The 17,937-nt window shown below is 47.8% G+C and carries 11 protein-coding genes and 5 pseudogenes; 14 read left to right on the top strand and 2 right to left on the bottom strand.

The genetic code is table 11. The features are described from left to right. Nucleotides 1–80: 80 nt before the first annotated feature. Together D368_RS09155 and D368_RS09150 are read left to right on the top strand one after the other, a co-directional pair. On the top strand, nucleotides 81–599 hold the full coding sequence (locus D368_RS09155) for a YhcN/YlaJ family sporulation lipoprotein (RefSeq protein ID WP_486129249.1): 519 nt from the start codon (nucleotides 81–83) through the stop codon (nucleotides 597–599). A 120-nt stretch (nucleotides 600–719) separates the two neighbouring features. Continuing rightward, nucleotides 720–1,703: a hypothetical protein gene (locus D368_RS09150; RefSeq protein WP_128574733.1), complete on the top strand. Its 984-nt coding sequence runs from the start codon at nucleotides 720–722 to the stop codon at nucleotides 1,701–1,703. Here D368_RS09150 and D368_RS09145 read toward each other — a convergent pair. Continuing rightward, nucleotides 1,623–2,288: a spore coat protein gene (locus tag D368_RS09145; RefSeq protein ID WP_014304688.1), complete on the bottom strand. Its 666-nt coding sequence runs from the start codon at nucleotides 2,286–2,288 to the stop codon at nucleotides 1,623–1,625. The two genes, D368_RS09150 and D368_RS09145, sit on opposite strands and share 81 nt — an antisense overlap. 192 nt (nucleotides 2,289–2,480) lie before the next feature. Between D368_RS09145 and D368_RS09140 the strand changes: the two are divergent. Together D368_RS09140 and D368_RS09135 are read left to right on the top strand one after the other, a co-directional pair. Further along, nucleotides 2,481–4,534, top strand: a pseudogene (locus tag D368_RS09140) (bifunctional metallophosphatase/5'-nucleotidase). Further along, complete coding sequence (locus D368_RS09135) at nucleotides 4,531–5,127, top strand: class D sortase (RefSeq protein ID WP_101562849.1); 597 nt, start codon at nucleotides 4,531–4,533, stop codon at nucleotides 5,125–5,127. The pseudogene D368_RS09140 and the gene D368_RS09135 overlap by 4 nt, the downstream one beginning before the upstream one ends. Here the strand turns inward: D368_RS09135 and D368_RS09130 are convergent. Then, nucleotides 5,124–6,032 (bottom strand): RluA family pseudouridine synthase, encoded by a 909-nt coding sequence (locus D368_RS09130; protein WP_101562850.1) that lies wholly within the window; start codon nucleotides 6,030–6,032, stop codon nucleotides 5,124–5,126. The genes D368_RS09135 and D368_RS09130 overlap by 4 nt on opposite strands. 109 nt (nucleotides 6,033–6,141) lie before the next feature. Between D368_RS09130 and D368_RS09125 the strand changes: the two are divergent. The 10 genes and pseudogenes from D368_RS09125 (at nucleotide 6,142) to D368_RS09080 (ending at nucleotide 17,814) form a co-directional block, all read left to right on the top strand. After that, a pseudogene (locus tag D368_RS09125) lies at nucleotides 6,142–6,536 on the top strand (DUF5365 family protein). A gap of 130 nt (nucleotides 6,537–6,666) precedes the next feature. Further along, nucleotides 6,667–7,089: a CBS domain-containing protein gene (locus D368_RS09120; RefSeq protein ID WP_003155348.1), complete on the top strand. Its 423-nt coding sequence runs from the start codon at nucleotides 6,667–6,669 to the stop codon at nucleotides 7,087–7,089. A 127-nt stretch (nucleotides 7,090–7,216) separates the two neighbouring features. After that, the gene (locus D368_RS09115) at nucleotides 7,217–7,906 is read left to right on the top strand and encodes an HAD family hydrolase (protein WP_071392058.1); all 690 of its coding nucleotides are present in this window, start codon (nucleotides 7,217–7,219) and stop codon (nucleotides 7,904–7,906) included. Then, nucleotides 7,899–9,437 carry a bifunctional GNAT family N-acetyltransferase/carbon-nitrogen hydrolase family protein gene (locus tag D368_RS09110; RefSeq protein WP_003155346.1) on the top strand — a complete coding sequence of 513 codons (1,539 nt, stop codon included), beginning with the start codon at nucleotides 7,899–7,901 and terminating at the stop codon, nucleotides 9,435–9,437. The genes D368_RS09115 and D368_RS09110 overlap by 8 nt, the downstream gene beginning before the upstream one ends. Before the next feature lie 241 nt (nucleotides 9,438–9,678). Further along, nucleotides 9,679–11,031 carry an aspartate aminotransferase family protein gene (locus D368_RS09105; protein WP_102422641.1) on the top strand — a complete coding sequence of 451 codons (1,353 nt, stop codon included), beginning with the start codon at nucleotides 9,679–9,681 and terminating at the stop codon, nucleotides 11,029–11,031. A gap of 16 nt (nucleotides 11,032–11,047) precedes the next feature. Beyond that, nucleotides 11,048–11,623: a glycerol-3-phosphate responsive antiterminator gene (locus D368_RS09100; RefSeq protein WP_025649522.1), complete on the top strand. Its 576-nt coding sequence runs from the start codon at nucleotides 11,048–11,050 to the stop codon at nucleotides 11,621–11,623. Nucleotides 11,624–11,795: 172 nt separating this feature from the next. Further along, nucleotides 11,796–12,622: pseudogene (locus D368_RS09095) on the top strand (MIP/aquaporin family protein). 16 nt (nucleotides 12,623–12,638) lie between these two features. Next, a pseudogene (gene glpK / locus D368_RS09090) lies at nucleotides 12,639–14,127 on the top strand (glycerol kinase GlpK). A gap of 138 nt (nucleotides 14,128–14,265) precedes the next feature. Next, nucleotides 14,266–15,933 (top strand): glycerol-3-phosphate dehydrogenase, encoded by a 1,668-nt coding sequence (gene glpD, locus D368_RS09085; RefSeq protein ID WP_101562852.1) that lies wholly within the window; start codon nucleotides 14,266–14,268, stop codon nucleotides 15,931–15,933. Nucleotides 15,934–16,072: 139 nt separating this feature from the next. Further along, nucleotides 16,073–17,814 (top strand): annotated as a pseudogene (locus D368_RS09080) (phospho-sugar mutase). Nucleotides 17,815–17,937: the final 123 nt, after the last annotated feature.

Below are 17,937 nucleotides of genomic sequence, written 5' to 3'. Positions count from 1 at the left end.
CGTGCATAAATCCCGCCGAATAGAAAAACCTATACGTAAAGTGAGAAAGGAGGAATTCACATGATAAAAAACAAGCAGTTATTTCTGCCCTTCTTCTGCCGATGCTGATTACCGCAGGGTGCAGTATGGGGAACCAGGGAGAAGGAAAACGAAATGACAACCGCACCCAGAATGTAAATTACCGCAACACGCCTAACGACGGTGCGACAAATATGAATACAGTGAACCGTCATAACCAAAACACCGATCACAATGACAACCGTAACCTGAGAGTGGCTGATAAAGCCGCCGACAAGGTGACTGATTTAAAAGAAGTTAAAAATGCGACTGTGATCGTTGCCGGAAACAGCGCTTATGTAGCCGTTGTTCTGACAAACGGACAAAAAGGCGCCATCGCCAACCATTTGAAAAATAAGATTACCGATAAGGTGAAATCAGCCGATAAACATGTCCGGACTGTATATGTATCAGCGAACCCGGACTTCGTTGAACGTATGCAAGGCTACGGAAAACGAATCCAAAACGGCCACCCGGTATCCGGACTGTTTGATGAATTCGGCCAAATGGTGCAGCGTGTATTCCCAAACCCCAATAAATAAATGAATGGAAAAGCCGCATTTGCTGCGGCTTTTTTATTTTATCTGCCGTCACGACCCAGCGCTCCTGAGCATAAAGTAAAGAATGAGATGAAAATTAAAGGATCGGGGAGGGGAGCTTGTTTGCGTGACGGCATGGGGAAACGGGCCGCATTCACTCTGATCCTGTGCGGAGTCCTTGTCATATTGGCTGTCAGTTCAGCCGTTTCAGTAAGTATGATGTACGTCCTGTCAGGCCAAAACAGCCGCTCTGTTCCGACGAAGGAACAAGTGACTGAACACATGAATAAAGAAATTTACAAACATACAGCGATTTACTATACGGCGGATGAAAAGCCGCTCTTGGATCTGACCAAGCTTACGCTGGACCACGCAAAGCGTATCAACCAAATCATTGTCGGCTATAAAGGAGCGGCGCCTCTTGAACTCATTTTCTTTTCAGATGAAGCTGAAATGGAGCAATACTCAGGATTGAAAAATGTAGTCGGTTTTTATTCAGAGCAGGAGCAGATGATGGGGCTTTTGCCAGAAGAGAAAAAACAGCTTTTGAAAAAAGATGAGCTGGCCGTTTTCATGTATAAGCAATTGATTATACATGAATATACACACTACGCGTTTCATCAAAAAACACGGCAATTGGGGACGGATACGTCTGTATTTCCGCTTTGGTTTCATGAGGGGCTGAGCGAGTGGGTTGCGCATTATGATGTGGTCATTGATCCGATTGCATTTTCCGTCGTGCCGTTTGATCAATTAACGACCGACCGAAAATGGCAGAAATCGCGTATGGAATATGAAACGGATGTTTATTTGCAAAGTTTCTATATGATAAAGGATTTAACCGAAACATTCGGAGAAGGCATTATCTTAACCATTATCAATAAAACCGCCGAAACACAGGATTTTGAAAAAGGCTTTGAAGCAGCTACGAAAGAAAGTCTGAAACAATTTGAACATGATTTCACAAAAGCATATGAAAAAAGAAAACGGCATTGGAGAGTCAGGTTTCCAACGCCGTTTTTTTCATTAATGGAGGTTTTGCTGCTGCTGTCCCATTTGTCCTTTAATCGGAGGCATTTGCGGCTGTCCCTGCGCCGGCGCAAATGAATTCAGCATGGTCTGCATATCTTGTGCATTGAGCTGAGGAACCTGATAATAACCGTGTTTGTTTTGGTATAAGAAGATTTCGTACGCCATTTCGACATATTGCTGAATTTGGGCGGAGAGCACTCTTCTTGTGACGGGATTGGTCATTTCAAGCGAGCTCATCGTCAAGAGAGAAGCTTGAGCTTTAATCAGGCCGAGCATATGGCCGCTTATTCCGAGATCTTTGACATCATTTAATGATTGATTCGGTTTTTTCGGCTGAGTCGGTTTTATACCGTAGACGGCCTGGTTCTGTTCCTCCATCATATATGTCGACGTTTCCTGAGAAGGCTTTTGGCCGGTCTTAAAGCATTCTGCCGTCAGATTATAGAGTCCGAGAATGAATTGATACTGGCGGTCAAGAATGTCGGCCAGCTGCTGATCCTGAATAAACTGTCTGAGCATCATAAATTGATCCAAAACGCCGACTGTTCCGGCCAGCACTTCATGCATATCGAAAAGCTCATGTCCTCCGTGATTCACTTGCGGTGAACCCGGAATCCCCTGATTTACTGGCGGCTGCTGCTGATTCTGCTGCTGTTCCACTGGTTGTTTTCCTCCTTCATGTCAAATCACATTTAAGATGTGAAAAAAGCCGATCCGTTATACATCAAGACTTATTTCGTTACGTGGGGATTATTTACTATTTTGCGCCAGCGAAGACAATCTTTACAAAAAAGTGATGTGATTTTTAAGAAAATAAGCTAACGTATTTCTTAGAAGACAGGGGGGAAATGAATGAAGAAAAAAAGGGGTTTGCGTCTTTCGTGCTGTTTGCTGACGGTTTGTTTTATGATGTTCAGCGTGAAAGATGCGGAAGCAATCGGACAAGCCGGATCACTGAATGAAGCTGGAACGGATAAAGCGTATAAAGAACGGCAGACTGAAGACTCCGGCCGTATCCCGCTCAGAATCATCAGCATGAATGATCTGCACGGAAAAATTGATCAGCAATATGAGCTTGACCTTAACGGAGACGGTAAACCGGATGGCACTTTCGGACGGATGGACTACGCCGCCGCGTACATTAAAAAGGCGAAAGCCGAGAAAGAACACGCCTTTGTCGTGCATGCGGGCGATATGATCGGGGGCAGCTCTCCCGTGTCAGCCCTTTTTCAGGATGAACCGACAGTAGAACTGATGGAAGACATCGGTTTTGATGTCGGAACTGTCGGCAATCACGAATTCGATGAAGGAACGAATGAGCTTAAACGGATCATCAATGGAGGAGATCATCCGGACGGTAAGGGGACAAGCGGTTATGACGGCCAAAATTTCCCGCTCGTCTGCGCCAACTGTAAATTGAAGTCAGGGGAGTCCTTTCTGCCGCCGTATGAAATCAAATACGTTTCCGGAATTCCGGTCGCATTTATCGGGGTTGTAACCAGATCGGCCGCGGGCATGGTCATTCCGGACGGAATTAAAAATATTACGTTTACGGATGAGGTAAAGGCCGTCAATGACGCCGCCGCTGACCTGAAGAAAAAAGGAATTAAAGCAATCGCCGTGCTCGCTCATATGTCTGCTGAACAAAATGGCTCAGCCATCACGGGAGAATCCGCAAAGCTTGCAAGCGGAACAGACTCAGAGATTGACGTGATTTTCGCCGCGCACAATCATAAAGTCGTAAACGGAGAAATCAACGGCAAGCTGATCGTGCAGGCATTTGAATACGGAAAAGCAATCGGAATCGCCGATCTCGAACTTGATAAAGAGTCGAAGGATATCGTGAAAAAATCAGCGGAAATCCAATATATCGATCAAAGTAAAATCAAGCCTGATCCGGATGCGGCAGGCATATTAAGCAAATATGAAGAGAAAGTGAAACCGATTATCAGCAAAGCGGTCGGGGAAGCGGCCCATGATATAACGGGCGGATATTCAAATGACGGCGACACGGCGCTCGGAAATCTGATTGCCGACGGTATGAAAGCGAAGATGAAATCCGATTTTGCGCTTATGAATGGGGGAGGCATCCGGGACGGCATAAAAAAGGGACGATCACATGGGGAGACCTATATAATGTACAGCCGTTCGGCAATGTGCTGACGAAGCTTGAAATCAAAGGAAAAGATTTGCGGGAGATCATCAACGCGCAAATATCTCCGGTGTACGGACCGGATTACAGCATCAGCGGATTTTCCTATACATGGAACCCGGAAACCGGACAAGCGGTGGATATGAAGATGGCGGACGGCACAGACATACAGCCCGAAAAAGGATATACAGTAACAGTCAATCAATTTATGGCGACAGCGGCGGGGGCAAAATACGGTCCGATCGGGAAACTCGGCAAGAATCCGGTGACGGGGCCTGAGGATTTGGAAGCGACAGTAGACTATGTCAAAAGCTTTTCCGCACCGATTTCTTATCAAACCGACGGCCGAATCCGCACGGCATCAGCCGCCGAAACGCCTGATGACACCGGCAATCAGCCGGGAAGCGGGGAAACACCGGGCGGCACCGGGCCTGATAAAGGAGAAAAACCTCAAGCGGAAAAACCCGCTAAAAAACCGGATGCAGCAGAACAGCCTGATCAAGCCAAAAAACTTGAACGTCCTGTCGCAGAAGAAACAGCATCCGATACAGTGCAGTCAATTCCCGAATCCCGTCCGGCGTCTGCTGCAAATTCGGAACAAAGCACAGAACAGACTGAAAGCGGCACACAAAAAGGCCGCCCATTGCCTGATACTTCAGCGGGCAGCCATCAGACGGCATTGGCCGGCCTGGTGATCACGGGTGCCGGCGTATATTGGCTTTTCAGAAAGAAAAGGGGAGCCCGCACACGATGAACAAACTGAAACATATTCCGCTTCTCGTCATCATCGCAGGTGTTATCATCACATGTTACGGAAGCTGGAAGATCATTGATTCACATATGAAAACGAACCAATCGCTTGAAGAAGCAAAAAAAGCAACAGAACCTGTCTTGGAAAAGAACGAAACAAAAAGCGCTGTGCAGGCACAGCGCAAAAAAGAATTTCACCCCGAAACGGGTGAGGCAAGCGGCATTTTAGAAATCCCTGAAATTGACGCTGAGCTCCCGATCGTCGAAGGGACTGACGCAGATGATTTAGCAAAAGGCGTCGGACATTATAAGGACAGCTATTATCCTGGCGATCTCGGTCAAATTGTGTTATCCGGCCACAGGGACACGGTGTTCCGCCGGACCGGCGAACTGAAAAAAGGAGACAGACTGAACGTGATTTTGTCTTACGGCACGTTTTCTTATAAAATCAGCCGTACAAAAATCGTCAGCCGGGATGATACGTCTGTCATCACCCTTCAACATAAGCGGGAGGAACTGATCCTGACCACTTGCTATCCGTTTTCTTACATTGGAAATGCGCCGAAACGATATATTATATATGCCGACCCGGTTTAAGAAAAATACGTTTCGGTAAAATGAGCCAGATCAGCCGGCATCGGCGCCTCGGCAACGATTTCTTCTCCTGAGATCGGATGGAAGACACTGACTTTTTTGGCGTGAAGCGCCTGCCTGTGAAACAGCGCCCTGCTTCCGCCGTACAGGTCATCGCCCGCCAACGGATGGCCGATGCTTGCCATATGCACCCTGATTTGATGTGTTCGCCCGGTTTCCAGTTCAAGCTCTGCCAATGTAAGCTGCGCACCGGGATGATAGCCTTTCACTTTGTAATGGGTGACGGCGGCTTGTCCGCCGGGTGAGACGCGACGTCTGACGGAATGTGACCTGTCGCGGCCGATCGGCGAGTCAACCGTGCCTTTTTTCGGCGTGACTTTTCCTTCCGCCGCGGCGATATAGGTGCGTTTTAATGTTTTGGTTTCGAGCTGACGGTCAAGGATTGCATGAGCCAGGCGGTGTTTCGCAAAAACGACCGCGCCTGACGTGTCACGGTCAAGACGGTGAACGTGGCGCACTTTCGCCTGTTCGCCGTTGATTTGAAAATGGTAAGCGATCAGGTTGCTGAGGGTTCCGGTCTGACCCTCTTCATTTGGATGAGTCGGCATTCCCGCCGGCTTATTTGCAATCAGCATATGACGGTCCTCAAATAAAATGTCCGGCTCTCCGTATTCAGGAATCACCGAAGAACCCGTTTTTTCCTGAAGATCAATGAATAAGCGGTCTCCGGTTTTCAGTATGATGTTATTTTTCGGGGATGTCCGATTCACCTGAATGCTTTTTTGGTTCATCCATTCCGTTATCACGGGTTTTGACGCCTGGAATTCAGATTTCAGGACTGAAAACAGCCATTGTCCGGCGTGTTTTTCCGTAATCAGGAGTTCCAGACCGCGGTCATTTTGTTTCATATCATAAAGCTCCTTTTCAAGCGGAAAGCGGCTGTTTCAATAGGAAACACTTACCTTAGCTTTCGCGTTTTTTTCTATGCTATTCTTGATAAAGATTAAGGATATTCACATGGCAAGAAAGGTGATTGATGTGAGAATTGTGAACGCAGCGACTGACGGACAAGAAAGCGCGATACAAGAGCTTTCCTCTGAATTGTTTCAAAATGTCTTTCCTCTTTATTTCTCCGAACTGGAAATTCAGCGCTTTAAAAAAGGGGCGTATTGTCTTTACAAAACCAACGTTACCAAGGAACTTTAAAAGAAGCGTTTCAAATTATGGCTTGTCTGCAAACGGTACATATCATGCTGTCAAAGCCGCACCCCGTATATGATGTCAAAGAGCGGGCGCTGTTTGATAAAAATTGCGCTTTGCTGAATGAATGCGGAATGAATTTTCCCTTTACCTATGATGATTTCGAGACAGGGGCCGGATCAGAAGCCTGCGGTCACAGAAGGCTGATCTGACGGGTATAAAGAGCCTTTTGACAGGCTCTTTTTTGCTTCCTTGACATGATACCACAATTTCTTTCCTCTAACTCCCTTTATAATGAGTCAAATCCCCGAGCATAATAAAATGCGAAAGGGGTGCTTTACAATGAGTTCAATCAAACAATCAATGACTACCCACGTGGCTACCGTTTCTCCCAACCAAACGATCCAGGAAGCGGCTGCGCTGATGCACCAGCATAATGTCGGAGCAATTCCCGTCGTTGACGGAGGGGAATTAAAAGGAATGCTGACAGACCGTGATATCGCATTGAGAACAACGGCTCAAGGCCGCGACGGCCAAACACCTGTTTCACACGTGATGTCTTCTCAAGTTGTATCCGGAAACCCGGAAATGAGTCTTGAAGAGGCGTCACATCTGATGGCCCAACACCAAATCCGCCGCCTTCCCATTGTCGATCAAAATCATCTGGTCGGGATCGTTGCGCTTGGAGACTTAGCGGTCGATCAGCGTTCAAATGAGTCTGCGGGAGCGGCTCTTTCTAATATTTCCAGTCAAAACACACAGTAACGGATGAAGAGAGCTTGCACTCATGCAGGCTCTTCTTTCCGTGAGAATGTTACATTTTGAACGCGAAAGAAATTCACGGTATAGTGTATACATAGGTCAGTACGTTTAGCTAAAGGAGCTGTAACCATTGATAAAAGCATTAATCTTTGATTTTGACGGGTTAATTTTAGATACAGAAACCCATGAATATGAAGTGCTGCAGGAAATGTTTGAGGAACACGGTTCAACGTTGCCTTTATCCGTCTGGGGAAAGGTGATCGGAACGGCGGCGGGGTTTAAGCCATTCGCATATTTAGAGGAGCAGCTGGGAAGAAAGCTCGATCATGATGAACTGACGGCGGTCAGGCGCGGGCGCTTCGAACAGCGGATGAAGACGGAAACGGCGCGTCCCGGGGTGGAGGCTTATTTAGCCGCGGCAAAAGAATTAGGATTGAAGGTGGGGCTCGCTTCCAGCTCAGATTTTAAATGGGTGTCGGGCCATCTGAAGGAATTAGGCCTGTTTGATGAATTTGAAGTGATTCAGACGGCTGACGACGTAGAAGAAGTGAAGCCCAATCCGGAGCTCTATCTGAAAGCTGCGGAACATTTAGGCGTTGAACCTTCTGAATGTCTTGCCTTTGAGGATTCGGTCAACGGCTCAATCGCAGCCAAACGCGCCGGCATGAAATGTGTCATCGTCCCGAATAAGGTAACAAGCGCCCTGTTATTTGAAGAATACGATCACAGACTGGAATCGATGGCGGAAATGGAACTTGAATTACTCTTACAGCGATTGAACGATCAAAACGAACCGGCAGGGGGAAGCAGCATTGTCTGAGAAACTTGATCTGACCCGTTTTGAAAAGAAAATGGTCATACGGAATATGGAAGAGAAAGATATCAACAAAATTATTGAGCTGCAAAAGGATTGTTTTCCGGGGATGGAGCCGTGGGAGCCTGAGCATTTAATCAGCCATCTCGCTCACTTTCCGGAAGGTCAGTTTTGCGCCGAGTATGAAGGGGAAATTATCGGTTCATGCTCAAGCCTGATCATCAATTTCGATGAATATGATGACCGCCACACGTGGCAGGACATTACAGACGACGGTTATATCACGAACCACAACCCGGACGGATTGAATCTGTACGGGATTGAGGTAATGGTTCACCCGGAATACAGACGGATGAAAATCGGACACCGGCTGTATGAGGCGAGAAAAGACTTGGCGAGACGATTGAATCTGAAAAGCATCATTATCGGCGGGCGGATTCCGAATTATCATAAGTATGCGGAAGAAATGACGGCGAGAGCCTATGTCGAACAGGTGACGCGCCATCAGATTTATGATCCGGTGCTTTCTTTCCAGCTGATGAACGGATTTACGCTCATGCGGATCAATCCGAATTATCTCCCGGATGACACCGCGTCCATTAAATATGCGACATTAATGGAATGGAACAATGTCGATTATCTGCCGCAGTCAAAGCGCTATTACAAATCGGCATTTCCGGTGCGCATCTGCGTCATTCAATATGAAATGAAAAAGATTTACTCTTTCGAGGAATTTGCCAATCAGGTTGAATATTATGTCGATGTGGCTTCAGATGCGAGATCTGATTTCGCGGTATTTCCGGAGATTTTCACGACGCAGCTCATGTCATTTCTCGAGGAGCGTTCTCCGAGTCTGGCCATTCAGAGGATTACCGAATATACCGAGGACTATATCAGCCTCTTTACAGATCTCGCGGTGAAATATAATGTCAACATCATCGGCGGCTCCCACTTCGTTGAAGAAGAGGGGAAAATTTATAACATCGCCTACTTATTCAGACGTGACGGCACGATTGAAAAACAATATAAGCTTCACATTACGCCGAATGAGCGGAAATGGTGGGGCATCAGCGCCGGAGACAGGGTGCGCGTATTTGATACGGACTGCGGAAAGATCGCTATTCAGATCTGTTACGATATCGAATTTCCGGAGCTTGCGAGAATTGCCGCGGATCAAGGGGCGAAAATTATCTTTACGCCGTTCTGCACTGAAGACCGCCAAGGCTATCTGCGCGTAAGGTACTGCTCTCAGGCGAGAGCGGTTGAAAACCAAATTTACACCGTCATCTCAGGTACGGTCGGAAACCTGCCGCAAACAGAAAATATGGATATTCAATACGCGCAGTCAGCCATTTTTGCTCCGTCTGATTTTGAATTCGCCAGAGACGGAATCGTCGGTGAAACGAATCCGAATATCGAAATGGTCGTGATCGGGGATGTGGACCTTGAAATCTTAAGAAGGCAGCGTGAAAACGGAACCGTGCGCCAGCTGAAAGACCGGCGCAAAGATATTTACCGGATTACGCATCTGAAATAAAAAAATGCCCGCTCCGCTTAAGGGGCGGGTTTTTTTATAAAAACACTTGCGCCGGCCCCGGTTTCGGGATATGCTCTTGTAGCCCTTTCGCTTTCTGGGAGAAAGCGTTTTTTAATTGCCGCCGCTTTATTGACTCGCCCATGCCGCGCCTTTATATTCTTATTAAGAGGAAAACTTCACCATGAGAATCGGCGCAGAAGCCGGGCAGCTTTCGATACAGTGCAATGATATTGAAAGGGAGATGAGCGGTGTGGAACATGTACAAAAAAATCAGTCACTCAAACAAAAGGATAAAGAGCTGATTTGGCACGCGATGAAAGGGGCGGAGCCGGATGACAGCATAATCGTCCAAAAAGGGGAAGGCGCCTGGGTTACGGATATTGACGGCAGGCGGTATTTGGACGGCATGTCAGGACTGTGGTGCGTCAATATCGGATACGGGAGAAAGGAGCTTGCCGATGCGGCTTACAGCCAATTGAAGGAGCTTCCTTATTATCCGCTGACCCAAAGCCATCAACCCGCGATTGAGCTTGCGGAAAAACTGAATGAATGGCTCGGCGGCGATTATGTAATCTTCTTTTCCAACAGCGGATCGGAAGCAAATGAAACCGCGTTCAAAATTGCCCGCCAATACCACATTGAAAACGGCGATCACAGCCGCTTCAAATTCATCTCCCGGTACAGAGGCTATCACGGCAATACGATGGGGGCGCTCGCCGCTACCGGTCAGGCGCAGAGAAAATATAAATATGAGCCGCTCTCACAAGGTTTTTTGCACGCGGCGCCGCCTGATCTCTATCGGAATCCCGGCGATGCCGTCACATTGGAAAGCGCGCATGAAATCGACCGGATCATGACGTGGGAGTTAAGCGAAACGATTGCCGGCGTTATTATGGAACCGATTATTACAGGCGGAGGGATACTGATGCCCCCGGACGGGTATATGGCAAAGGTAGAGGATATTTGCCGCCGCCACGGCGCGCTTCTGATCAGTGATGAAGTCATTTGCGGTTTCGGCCGCACGGGAGAGCCGTTCGGATTTCAGCATTACGGCGTTTCACCGGACATCGTCACAATGGCAAAAGGCATTACGAGCGCTTACCTGCCGCTGTCGGCAACGGCAGTAAAACGGGAGATTTTTGAGGCGTATTCAGGCGGTGAGCCGTACGGCCGCTTCCGGCACGTGAATACATTCGGAGGCAATCCGGCAGCCTGCGCCCTTGCTTTGAAAAACCTGCAATTGATGGAGGACGAAAATCTGATCGCCCGCTCCCGGGAGCTTGGAGAACGGCTGCTCCGTGAGCTTGAGCCGCTCAGAGAACATCCGGCGGTCGGCGATGTACGGGGCAAAGGCCTTCTTGCCGGCATTGAGCTCGTCAAGGACAAAATCACGAAGGAACCCGCTGATGCCGCCCTTGTGCAGCACGTCATCACCGCCTGCAGAGAAAAAGGCCTGCTTGTCGGGAAAAATGGTGATACTGTAGCGGGATATAATAATGTCATTCAGCTGTCTCCGCCTTTTTGCCTGTCCGACGAGGAGCTCTCTTTCATCATTTCGACCGTCAAGGAAAGCGTGCTGAGCATTGATTTTTAATGTAAAGGAGTAAAACATGAGTTTTCACAACCAGAAGATTCTACCGGCTATCCGGAATATGAAGCAATTCGATGCATTTTTAGAGAGTCCGTTCTTATACGGCGTCATTTTAGATATCCACCTCGGTCAATTAAAAGGTGTCGTGAATGAAGCGAAAAAACACGGAAAACTTCTGATGGTTCACGTCGATTTAATTCACGGCATTAAGCATGACGAATACGGTGCGGAGTTTATTTGTCAGGATATCCGGCCCGCGGGCATCATTTCGACGAGATCATCAGTCATCGTCAAAGCGAAACAAAAGAAAATATACGCGATCCAGCGTCTGTTTCTCTTGGATACGAGCGCCATGGAGAAAAGCATGGAATTCGTCGGAAAGCATAAGCCTGACTTTATCGAGGTTCTCCCGGGCATCGTTCCGACTTTAATTAGAGAAATTAAAGAAATGACGGGGATTCCGATTTTTGCCGGCGGCTTTATCCGCACGGAGCAGGACGTTGAAAACGCCTTGCAGGCAGGAGCCACGGCCGTGACGACTTCAGACACCGAACTATGGGCTAAATATGAACATTCTATGACAAAAAAAGATTGACACCGCTTACACCCATTGTTACAATAGACCTAGGTTAATACTATGTGATGGAGATCCGGAGACCCACAACAGCTCTTTACGGAAGCAATAAAGCGTAAAGCGGTTTGTTGTGGGTTTTTTATTCTCTATAACTCTGTCAAACCTGCTATTTTGTCATTTAGGAGGAATGGTGATGACAGCATTTTGGGGAGAAGTAATCGGTACAATGCTGCTTGTTATTTTCGGCGGCGGAGTTTGTGCGGGAGTCAATTTAAAGAAATCGCTTTCATACCAATCCGGATGGATTGTTATTGTATTCGGCTGGGGATTGGGAGTAGCCATGGCGGCATATGCCGTCGGCAGCATCAGCGGCGCTCACTTGAATCCGGCTTTAACGATAGGCCTTGCGCTTGAAGGCAGCTTTCCTTGGAAAGACGTCCCTGTTTATATTACGGGACAGATGATCGGAGCAATGATCGGTGCGGTTGTTGTGTACCTTCATTATCTGCCGCATTGGAAGGCGACGGATGATCCGGCCGCTAAACTGGGCGTTTTCTCGACCGGCCCGAGTATTCCTCATACATTTGGGAATATGATAAGTGAAGTCATTGGTACGTTTGTGCTTGTGCTCGGCATTTTGGCAATCGGAGCGAATGAATTTACAAAAGGGCTGAACCCGCTGATTGTCGGATTCCTCATCGTTGCTATCGGGATTTCTCTTGGAGGGACGACCGGATATGCGATCAACCCTGCGCGGGATTTGGGGCCGAGAATCGCTCACGCCTTTCTGCCGATCCCGAAAAAGGGCCGTCAAATTGGAAATATGCCTGGATTCCCGTAATCGGTCCGATCATGGGCGGTGCGTTCGGCGGCGTATTTTACAATGCCGCGTTTAAAGGAAATGTGACACCTAGCTTTTGGTTTGTAAGCGTTATAATGGTTGTAGTGCTTTTCATACTCTATATTTATACCAAGAAATCTCAATCACAGAAAACATTATCAAATTCTGAATATATTTAAAAAGGAGAGCGGCATCATGGAGACCTATATTTTATCAATTGACCAAGGCACACAAGTTCAAGAGCGATTCTTTTTAATAAAGAAGGAAAAATCGTGCATTCCGCTCAAAAGGAATTCACACAGCATTTCCCTCAGCCGGGCTGGGTGGAGCACAATGCGAACGAAATCTGGGGATCGGTGCTCGCCGTTATCGCGACTGTGATTTCCGAGTCCGGAATCAGCGCTGATCAAATTGCCGGTATCGGCATCACGAACCAAAGGGAAACGACGGTCGTATGGGATAAAGATACCGGAAAGCCGGTATACAATGCGATTGTGTGGCAATCGAGACAAACATCCGGCATTTGCGAAGAGCTTCGTGAAAAAGGATATAATGATACATTCAGAGAAAAACGGGACTTTTGATCGACCCTTATTTCTCAGGAACGAAAGTCAAATGGATTCTTGACAATGTAGAAGGCGCGCGGGAAAAAGCGGAAAACGGAAATCTTCTGTTCGGAACGATTGATTCATGGCTCATCTGGAAAATGTCCGGAGGCGCGGCGCACGTAACGGATTATTCAAACGCTTCAAGAACGCTGATGTTTAATATCCATGAATTAAAATGGGATGACGAGCTTCTTGATATTTTAGGCGTGCCGAAATCCATGCTGCCGGAAGTGAAACCGTCTTCTCATGTGTACGCGAAAACGGTTGATTATCATTTCTTCGGTAAGAACATTCCGATTGCGGGAGCGGCCGGAGACCAGCAGTCTGCGCTGTTCGGTCAGGCGTGCTTTGAAGAAGGCATGGGGAAAAACACATACGGCACAGGCTGCTTTATGCTGATGAATACCGGAGAAAAAGCCATCACTTCTGATCACGGCCTTCTGACGACAATCGCCTGGGGATTAGACGGAAAAGTCGAGTATGCATTGGAAGGAAGCATCTTTGTCGCAGGTTCTGCCATCCAATGGCTGAGAGACGGCATGCGGATGTTCCAGGATTCGAAAGAAAGCGAGACATACGCAGAGCGTGTGGATTCCGCTGACGGTGTTTATGTCGTGCCCGCTTTCGTCGGATTGGGCACACCGTACTGGGACAGTGACGTGCGCGGCTCAGTTTTCGGCCTGACACGCGGAACGACGAAGGAGCATTTTATCCGTGCCACGCTTGAATCTCTCGCATATCAGGCGAAAGATGTGCTTGATGCCATGGAGGCTGATTCAGGCATCTCTTTAAAAACATTGCGTGTAGACGGCGGAGCGGTAAAAAATAACTTCCTCATGCAGTTCCAGAGCGACTTGCTTGATGTGCCGGTCGAACGTCCGGAAATTAATGAAACGACGGCGCTCGGTGCCGCGTATTTAGCCGGAATCGCTGTCGGCTACTGGAAGGACAGCACTGAAATCGCCGATCAGTGGAACCTTGATAAGCAATTCAAACCGGAAATGGAAGATGAAAAACGCGATGAATTGTACGGCGGATGGAAAAAAGCAGTAAATGCAGCTATGGCTTTTAAATAAGATAAAATTATGGTATACTGAAAACAAGTTAATAGGAACGGTCCTGAGATGAGGAGAGACCACAGCACCAAAGTGATGACATGCGCTTTGGCTGTTGTGGTCTCTTTTTCTATACCGTGACAACAAGGAGGAAGCGTAATGATGAATCACCAATTTTCAAGTTTGGAACGGGATCATATGCTGGAAGACATGACTAAAAAAACATACGATCTGTTTATTATAGGCGGAGGTATTACGGGTGCCGGTACGGCGCTTGACGCTGCTTCAAGGGGAATGAAAGTCGCTTTGAGCGAAATGCAGGATTTCGCGGCCGGCACATCAAGCCGATCCACAAAGCTTGTCCACGGCGGTTTGCGTTATCTGAAGCAATTTGAAGTCAAAATGGTGGCTGAAGTCGGTAAGGAACGCGCCATCGTGTACGAAAACGGCCCGCACGTCACGACGCCGGAATGGATGCTGCTGCCGTTTCATAAAGGCGGCACGTTCGGTTCATTCTCTACTTCAATCGGCCTGCGTGTGTATGACTATTTAGCGGGAGTAAAAAAATCAGAGCGCAGAAGCATGCTGTCTGCTAAAGAAACACTGCAAAAAGAGCCGCTCGTCAAAAAAGACGGCTTAAAAGGCGGAGGCTATTATGTAGAGTACCGGACGGACGATGCGAGACTGACGATTGAAGTCATGAAAGAAGCCGTTAAATTCGGTGCGGAGCCTGTCAACTATTCTAAAGTGAAAGAACTGCTTTATGAAAAAGGAATAGTTGTCGGCGTTTTAATTGAAGATCTGCTGTCAGGCAAGGAATACAAAGTGTACGCCAAAAAAATCGTCAATGCGACAGGTCCGTGGGTCGACGAGCTGAGAGAAAAAGACCACAGCAAAAGCGGAAAACATCTCCAGCACACAAAAGGGGTCCATCTCGTATTCGACCAATCCGTATTCCCGCTTAAACAGGCGGTGTACTTTGATACGCCGGACGGCCGGATGGTGTTCGCCATTCCGCGCGAAGGAAAAACATACGTGGGTACGACCGATACGGTTTACAAACAAAAACTTGAGCACCCGCGCATGACGGTGCAGGACCGCGATTATGTCGTCAGCTCCATCAATTATATGTTCCCGGAACTGAACATTACGGCGGACGATATTGAATCAAGCTGGGCCGGCCTCAGACCGCTTATTCACGAAGAAGGGAAAGACCCGTCTGAGATCTCCCGTAAAGATGAAATCTGGACATCTCAATCAGGCCTGATTACGATCGCCGGAGGAAAACTGACGGGCTACCGTAAAATGGCTGAGCACATTGTCGATCTTGTCCGCGACCGCTTGAAAGAAGAGGGCGGCCAGGACTTCGGCGGCTGCAAGACGAAGACGATGCCGATTTCCGGCGGACATGTCGGCGGCTCTAAAAACTTCGAGTCATTTGTGGAAGCAAAGACAAAAGACGGCTTGAAAATCGGTTTATCACAGGAAACCGCTAAGCAGTTAGCCATCAGATACGGCTCTAACGTTGAAAATGTATTCAGCCGGATTGAAGGCCTGAAAGATGAAGCGGAAAAACGCCAGATTCCGGTTCACATTCTGGCGGAAGCGGCTTACAGCATCGAAGAAGAAATGGCTGCGACACCTGCCGATTTCTTCGTCCGCAGAACGGGAAGACTGTTCTTCGACATCAAATGGGTGCAAACGTATAAAACGGCCGTGATTGATTACATGAGCGACCGATTCCAATGGAATGACGAAACGAAAGAAAAACACACTGAGTGGTTAAATACGCTGCTGCACGACGCGGTTGTTCCGCTCGAACAATAATAACCGGAGGGCTGTGCCGAAAAGGCATGAGCCCTTCTTTTATCTTTTTACATAAAGCATTTGGTTAAGTTATCAAGTGACACGGGCAGCCGCTTCATATTAAAATATGGTCATAAGCTGAAATTATAGGAGGACGAACATGAGTTGGAGTAAGAGTTACGAACGCTGGAATCAGGCCGAACAATTAGATTCAGAATTGAAAAAATTATTGGCGGACGCAGAAGGAAACGAGCAGCTGCTGGAAGATTTTTTCTACAAAAATCTTGAGTTCGGAACAGGAGGCATGAGAGGAGAAATCGGGCCGGGTACGAACAGAATGAACATTTACACGGTCCGCAAAGCATCCGCCGGACTTGCGGCGTATATCGCGAAACAGGGGGAAGACGCGAAAAAAAGAGGGGTTGCGATCGCATACGACTCCCGTCATAAATCTCCTGAGTTTGCGATGGAAGCTGCAAAAACCCTTGCTTCCCAAGGCATTCAAACATACGTATTTGATGAGCTCCGCCCGACGCCTGAGCTGTCTTTTGCGGTGAGAAAGCTGAACGCTTATGCCGGCATCGTCGTGACGGCCAGCCATAACCCGCCTGAATATAACGGATATAAAGTGTACGGCGATGACGGCGCACAGCTGCCGCCGAAAGAAGCGGACATCGTCATTGCGGAAGTGAATGCCATAGAAAATGAATTAACGATTCAAGTTGAAGATGAACAGTCGCTGAAAGAAAAAGGTTTGATTAAAATAATCGGTGAAGAAATTGATAAACCGTATACTGAAAAACTGACTTCCATCTCCGTACATCCCGAGCTTTCGGATGAAGTGGATGTCAGCGTCGTGTTCACTCCGCTGCACGGCACGGCAAATAAACCGGTGCGCCGCGGTCTTGAAGCACTCGGTTACAAAAACGTCACCGTCGTAAAGGAGCAAGAGCTGCCGGACCCGGATTTTTCAACCGTCAAATCGCCGAATCCGGAAGAGCACGCGGCATTCGAATATGCCATTAAGCTCGGAGAAGAACAAAATGCCGATATTCTCGTCGCTACGGACCCGGATGCCGACCGTCTCGGCATTGCCGTAAAAAACAGCGAAGGCAAGTACACAGTGCTGACGGGAAACCAGACAGGCGCGCTTTTATTGCATTACCTGCTTTCCGAGAAGAAAAACAGGGCACCCTTCCTGAAAACGGTGTCGTCATGAAAACGATTGTCACGAGCGAATTGGGCCGCGCCGTCGCTTCATCGTTCGGATTAGATACGGTTGACACGCTGACAGGCTTCAAATTTATCGGTGAAAAGATCAAAGAATATGAAAAATCAGGCCAATACACGTTCCAGTTCGGGTATGAAGAAAGCTACGGCTACTTAATCGGCGATTTCGCGCGTGACAAAGACGCGATCCAGGCTGCGCTGTTAGCCGTCGAGGTATGCGCCTTTTATAAAAAGCAGGGCATGTCGCTTTATGACGCGCTGCTGTCCATTTTTAAAGAATACGGATATTACCGTGAAGGCTTGAAGTCATTGACGTTAAAAGGAAAACAGGGAGCCGAGCAGATTTCCGCTATCCTGACTTCATTCCGAAACGATCCGCCGAAGCAGATGGCCGGAAAACAAATCACGCAGGCTGAAGACTATTCAACGGGAAAACGGACTGTATTTGCCGATCATCATGAAGAAGATATTGATCTGCCGAAGTCAAATGTCCTGAAATATTTCCTTGAAGACGGCTCTTGGTTCTGCCTTCGTCCATCAGGAACGGAGCCGAAAGTGAAGTTCTACTTCGCCGTGAAGGGAACTTCTTTACAAGACAGCGAACAGCGTCTTGCCGCATTATCTGAAGCCGTCATGAAAACGGTGGATGACATAGTGGAAAAAACGAAATAAACAACAAACCGCCGGAAGCGACATCCGGCGGTTTTTTATACGCCTCATCCGAAAGTATGAGGAAAATTCATGCTGAAAACAAAGGAATATACAGAAAAGAATTGATATAATATGGATAATTCT

Source organism: Paenibacillus lentimorbus NRRL B-30488, from assembly GCF_000411595.1.
Classification (GTDB): domain Bacteria; phylum Bacillota; class Bacilli; order Bacillales; family Bacillaceae; genus Bacillus; species Bacillus velezensis.
The sequence above is the reverse complement of the archived record's forward strand: the minus strand, read 5'-3'. Positions and strand labels throughout refer to the sequence as shown.

Bases quoted from the DNA above. Each gene is read 5' to 3' on its own strand.
- glpD (WP_101562852.1), top strand. From the start codon at position 14,266: ATGATGAATCACCAATTTTCAAGTTTGGAACGGGATCATATGCTGGAA.
- D368_RS09120 (WP_003155348.1), top strand. From the start codon at position 6,667: ATGAGTTCAATCAAACAATCAATGACTACCCACGTGGCTACCGTTTCT.
- D368_RS09135 (WP_101562849.1), top strand. From the start codon at position 4,531: ATGAACAAACTGAAACATATTCCGCTTCTCGTCATCATCGCAGGTGTT.
- D368_RS09105 (WP_102422641.1), top strand. From the start codon at position 9,679: ATGAGCGGTGTGGAACATGTACAAAAAAATCAGTCACTCAAACAAAAG.
- D368_RS09100 (WP_025649522.1), top strand. From the start codon at position 11,048: ATGAGTTTTCACAACCAGAAGATTCTACCGGCTATCCGGAATATGAAG.
- D368_RS09130 (WP_101562850.1), bottom strand. From the start codon at position 6,032: ATGAAACAAAATGACCGCGGTCTGGAACTCCTGATTACGGAAAAACAC.